Here is a 4,790-nt window from a genome sequence, read left to right as displayed (position 1 = left end):
GCGCGCCGGGTCGATCGCGACGACGAAGCCCGAATTGGCGTTGCGCTCGTTGCGCGAATATTGGCTCATGCCGTTGGTCGCGACGCGGCCTTCCTCGGACGTCGCCGCGACCACCGTGCCGCCCGGGCACATGCAGAAGCTATAGACCGTGCGCCCGTTCGAGGCGTGGTGCGAGATGTGATATTCGGCCGCGCCGAGGATCCTGTTGCCGGCGAACTTGCCGAACCGCGCCTTGTCGATCCACGATTGCGGATGCTCGATGCGCACGCCCATCGAGAAGGGCTTGGCCTCTACGAACACGCCCGCCGCCTGCAACATCGCGAACGTGTCGCGCGCGCTGTGGCCGATCGCCAGGACGACATGGTCGGCCTCGAGATATTCGCCATTGTGCAGATGCAGCCCGCGGATGCGGCGCTCGCCCTGCGCATCGGTGGCGATGTCGACGCCGTCTACCCGCGTGCCGAAGCGGTATTCGCCGCCCAATTCCTCGATCGTCGCGCGGATGCTTTCGACCATCGTCACCAGCCGGAAGGTGCCGATGTGCGGATGCGCCTCGGTCAATATTTCCTCGGGCGCGCCGGCCTTGACGAATTCGGTCAGCACCTTGCGGTCGAGGTGACGGCGGTCCTTGATCCGGCTGTAGAGCTTGCCGTCGGAAAAAGTGCCGGCGCCTCCCTCGCCGAACTGGACGTTGCTTTCGGGGTTGAGCACGCTCTTGCGCCACAGGCCCCAAGTGTCCTTGGTCCGCTGGCGCACGACCTGGCCGCGTTCGAGGATGATCGGGCGAAAGTCCATCTGGGCGAGGACCAATGCTGCGAGCAGGCCGCAGGGGCCGGTGCCGATCACGACCGGGCGCTTGCCCTTGCCCGAGGCGCGGGTGACGAACTTGTAGTCGGTGTCGGGCTTGGGACGGACATTGCTGTCGCCGGCGAACCGCGCCAGCACCGCCGCCTCGTCGCTGACGGTCAGGTCGATCGTATAGACCAACATGATCGCATTCTTGCGCCGCGCATCGTTGCCGCGCCGCGCAACCTCGAAGCCGAGCAACTCATCCCGGGCGATGCCGAGCCGCGTGCAGATCGCGGCGGGCAGCGCCTCGTCCGGATGGTCGAGCGGAAGAGTCAGGTCGTTCAGGCGGATCATCGGGGTGCTGTAGTGGCTGGGCGGCCGCGAGCCAATCGCAGTGTAGATCGTGATGTGCGAGCCGATCCACGCAAGCGATGCAGAGATCCCTTCCCGTTTACGGGAGGGGTTAGGGGAGGGCGTGTTTCTTCCGAACCCGGGAACGGCGACATGCCCTCCCCCGACCCCTCCCGCAAGCGGGAGGGGAGTTTTATTCACCCAGCCGCCAGGTACCGTGTGATCATGCACGTCGTCTCGCTGGCGATCACATCGTTCTGCTCCTGCCGCCCCGCCATCGCCGCGCGGTGTGACAGCGCGACCAGCAACGTCTCGATGATCGTCGCCGCGGTCGACAAATCGATCTCTGGCGCGATCTCGTCGGCATGCAGGCGCAGCACCGCTTCGATCCCCTCCGCCATCCGGCGGTTCATGCTGTCGGTCTTGTCCGCCACGCCGATCCGCGGGGCGAGCTCAATCACGACCTTGTGGAGGTCGGGCGCGATCTGGTGCGACACCAAGATCACGTCGACGATCGCGCGGATGCATTCGGCGAGCGTGATGCGCGGCCGGCCGGCCAGCGCCTGTTCGAGCGCGACGGTGAATTCGTCGCAGCAACGGTCGATCACCGCCGCGGCGAGCGCGGCCTTGTTGGGGAAATATTGGTAGAGCGACCCGACGCTGACGCCCGCTCGCTCGGCCGCGCGCGCGGTCGTGAAGCGCTCGTAACCGCCTTCGACCAAAAGCTGAGTACTTGCCTCGACGATCGCGTCGGTGGTCGCCCTGGCACGCCGCTGGGTCGGGATTTTCCTAGGGTTTACATCCATTTGATCGTCTCGCGCAGGCTCTTGGGAAAGCGAATGGAAAACATGAACGATCCGTCACATATGGTGCTGGCGCGGTCGCTCGATCAAGTGGCGCCCCCGCGCGGCGCCGAAGCCGAAAGGAAAGCCCATGCCGGTACAGCCCTATTCGAACCTGATCCGGTTGAAGCAATGGGCGGATCGCGGGCTCTACGAGATGGTGGAGGGCAATCTCGACCGGCTCGACGCGGAGGAGGCGCATATCGTCACCCGCATCCTCGACCATATCCACGCCGTCGACCGCATCTTCCAGCATCATCTCCAGGGCCTGCCGCACGGCCTGAAGGGACCGCGATCGGAGGTTCTGCCCGACATCGCGACTCTCGCGGCGAGCACGCGCGCGGTCGATACATGGTATGTCGATCATGTCGACGGGCTGTCGGCGGCGGAGTTCGATCAGCCAGTGGATTTCACTTATACCAACGGCAATTCGATGCGGATGACGTGCGGAGAGATCCTGCTCCACGTCTGCCTGCACGGCACCTATCACCGCGGCAATGCCGGCATCCTGTTCCAGAGGAAGGGCGTGGCGGGGCCGCGCGACGCGATGACCGATTATCTCGAGGCGATGGCGCTGGCAGCGTGAGCGCGGGTTGGTCGGCAAGCCGGATTCCCCTCCCGCTTGCGGGAGGGGTTAGGGGAGGGCTTGTCCCTTTTGCGGCGGATTTGGCGACATGCCCTCCCCCGACCCCTCCCGTAAACGGGAGGGGAGAAGTGCAGCCCGCTTGCCGGTCAGTCCTCTGTCGCCTCGGCCATGTCCATGAAAGTGCGCGCCGCGTCGCGGTCGGCTTCGTCCTTGAACGCGACGTCGAGATCGGGCGCGACCCCGAGCATGTACATCAACGTCCACAAGGCGAATCGGCGCGGGCGGTCTTTCTCCAGGCCGAAATCGACGCGCATCTTCTCGGTCCCGGCCTCGAATGCGGCGGGAGAGAGGACCGCGATATCGGCGGTACCGAAATAGCGGCGGAATTGGTCGTCGAGGTCCATATCAGCTCTAATAGATCCGCTCGTATGAATTGAACACGCCTCCCCGGCGTAGGCCGGGGCCCAGCCGCGATGGCCTCTCGACGGCGGGATGCCATCTCCACATCTTCGATGCTGGGCTCCTGCCTTCGCCGGGGAGGCGTATGCTCTGGAGGCGCTGAACTACCGCGCCCGGACCAGCGCCGCGTCGAGCGCCTGGAGGAAGCGCGAGCGGTCGGCCTTGCTGAATGCCGCCGGCCCGCCGAGCTGATCGCCGCCGGCGCGCAGGTCGGCCATGATCGCGCGCGTCGCGATCGCCGCCCCGATCGAGCTGGTGGTGAAGGGCTTGCCGGTGGGCGCGATGACCTGCGCGCCGGCCTTGAGCGCGCGGTCGGCGAGCAGGATGTCGGCGGTCACCACCACCGCGCCGGGGCCCGCATTCTCGGCGATCCAGTCGTCGGCGGCGTCGAAACCGTCGCTCACCACGATGCGGGTGATCAGCGGATGCACGGGAACGCGGAGGTGGCTGTTGCTCACCACCCAGACGGGCACCTCGACCCGCCACGCGACCTTGTAGATCTCATCCTTGACCGGGCAGGCGTCGGCATCGACCAGGATGCGGCGAGGAGGTGGGATGTTCATCCAGCTTCCCATAATCCGTTCGTGCCGAGCTTGTCGAAGCACGGTACTGAAGCGCATCCGAATACGCTTCCCCGGCGACGGCCGGGGCCCGATCGCGACGGATTCTCGATCGCGGGACGCCCTCTCTCTGGCACGAAACTGGGCCCCTGCCTTCGCCGGGGAGGCGTAAAGAGAAAAGGCATTCCTAAATCCCCGGTACACCCAGCTATCGGTTGAAGCGAAAGCTTACGACTGCGGCCGTGGTCCCTTGTTCGGACGCGGGCCCTTGCGGTGCGCATGCGGCGGGCGGCCTCGCCCCGGCGGCGGCCCCTGACGGCGAACCTGACCGTCGCCGCTCGGCGCCGCGCGATGCAGCGTCCGGCGCGCGGGCGGGCCAGAGGGGGCGGCGCCGTCGACCGGCTCGATCCGCACACCGCTATCGTCTTCGCCGTCCGCGCCGGCGCTCTTCGCGACGGCCTGGGCGAAGCGTGCCGCGATCGCGCGCGGAATCTGGAAGCCGGTCTCGTTGGCCTGGATGCGGATCGCGCCGACCTCGTTCTTGGTGATCCCACCGCGACGGCAGATCAGCGGTAGAATCCAGCGCGGGTCGGCATTCTGGCGGCGGCCGATGTTCATGCGGAACCACACCGTATCGTCGAAGCCCTGACGATGATGCGCCTTGGGTCCTTCGGGCACGCGATCGATCATTTCCTCGGGCGCGGGCATCGCGGCGCGATGCGCGTGGACCAGCGCCGCGGCGATCTCCTGCGGCGACTTGTTCTTGAGCAATTCCTCGCCGATCACCCAATCGTCGGGATCGGGCTCGACCGGCTGGCTCAGTGCTTCGATCAGGCGGTCGCGATCCTTGGCGCGGATGTCGTCGGCGCTCGGCACCGGCACCCATTCCGCAGCGATGCGCGCCGAGCGCAGCATCATCTCGACGCGCTTGCGGCGCGGATAAGGAACGATCAGCACCGCCGTGCCCTTCTTGCCCGCGCGGCCGGTGCGGCCCGAGCGGTGCTGCAAGGTCTCGGCGTCGCGCGGCATCTCGACATGCACGACGAGGCTGAGCGTCGGCAAGTCGATGCCGCGCGCCGCGACGTCGGTCGCGACGCAGACCCGCGCGCGACGGTCGCGCAGCGCCTGAAGCGCCTGGTTGCGCTCGTTCTGGCTATGCTCGCCCGACAGCGCCACCGCCGCGAAGCCGCGCTCCGACAGGCT

General features: G+C 67.0%; 6 protein-coding genes. 1 reads left to right on the top strand and 5 read right to left on the bottom strand.

Going from position 1 to position 4,790, the window contains the following annotated elements; genetic code table 11:
• Together ACTHJR_RS05390 and ACTHJR_RS05385 are read right to left on the bottom strand one after the other, a co-directional pair.
• A partial coding sequence (locus ACTHJR_RS05390) for an NAD(P)/FAD-dependent oxidoreductase (RefSeq protein ID WP_440522099.1) occupies positions 1-1,143 on the bottom strand: 1,143 nt, incomplete at its 3' end.
• A 194-nt stretch (positions 1,144-1,337) separates the two neighbouring features.
• Complete coding sequence (locus ACTHJR_RS05385) at positions 1,338-1,946, bottom strand: TetR/AcrR family transcriptional regulator (protein ID WP_440522098.1); 609 nt, start codon at positions 1,944-1,946, stop codon at positions 1,338-1,340.
• 127 nt (positions 1,947-2,073) lie between these two features.
• Here ACTHJR_RS05385 and ACTHJR_RS05380 point away from each other — a divergent pair, with 127 nt between their 5' ends.
• Positions 2,074-2,568 (top strand): DinB family protein, encoded by a 495-nt coding sequence (locus tag ACTHJR_RS05380; RefSeq protein ID WP_440522097.1) that lies wholly within the window; start codon positions 2,074-2,076, stop codon positions 2,566-2,568.
• A 146-nt stretch (positions 2,569-2,714) separates the two neighbouring features.
• Here ACTHJR_RS05380 and ACTHJR_RS05375 read toward each other — a convergent pair whose 3' ends face one another.
• The 3 genes from ACTHJR_RS05375 to ACTHJR_RS05365 form a co-directional block, all read right to left on the bottom strand.
• Positions 2,715-2,972, bottom strand: a complete 258-nt coding sequence (locus ACTHJR_RS05375) for a hypothetical protein (protein ID WP_440522096.1) — start codon at positions 2,970-2,972, stop codon at positions 2,715-2,717.
• A gap of 159 nt (positions 2,973-3,131) precedes the next feature.
• Entirely contained in the window at positions 3,132-3,590 is a 459-nt protein-coding gene (locus ACTHJR_RS05370) for a YaiI/YqxD family protein (RefSeq protein WP_440522095.1), read from the bottom strand.
• Between the two features lie 225 nt (positions 3,591-3,815).
• Positions 3,816-4,790 (bottom strand): helicase-related protein (locus ACTHJR_RS05365; protein ID WP_440522094.1); only part of this gene is annotated, 975 nt, incomplete at its 5' end.

It is taken from the genome of Sphingomonas sp. (assembly GCF_051962185.1).
Taxonomy (GTDB): Bacteria; Pseudomonadota; Alphaproteobacteria; order Sphingomonadales; family Sphingomonadaceae; genus Sphingomonas.
Note: the sequence above shows the minus strand (reverse complement) of the source record. Positions and strands in the feature narration are given on the sequence as shown.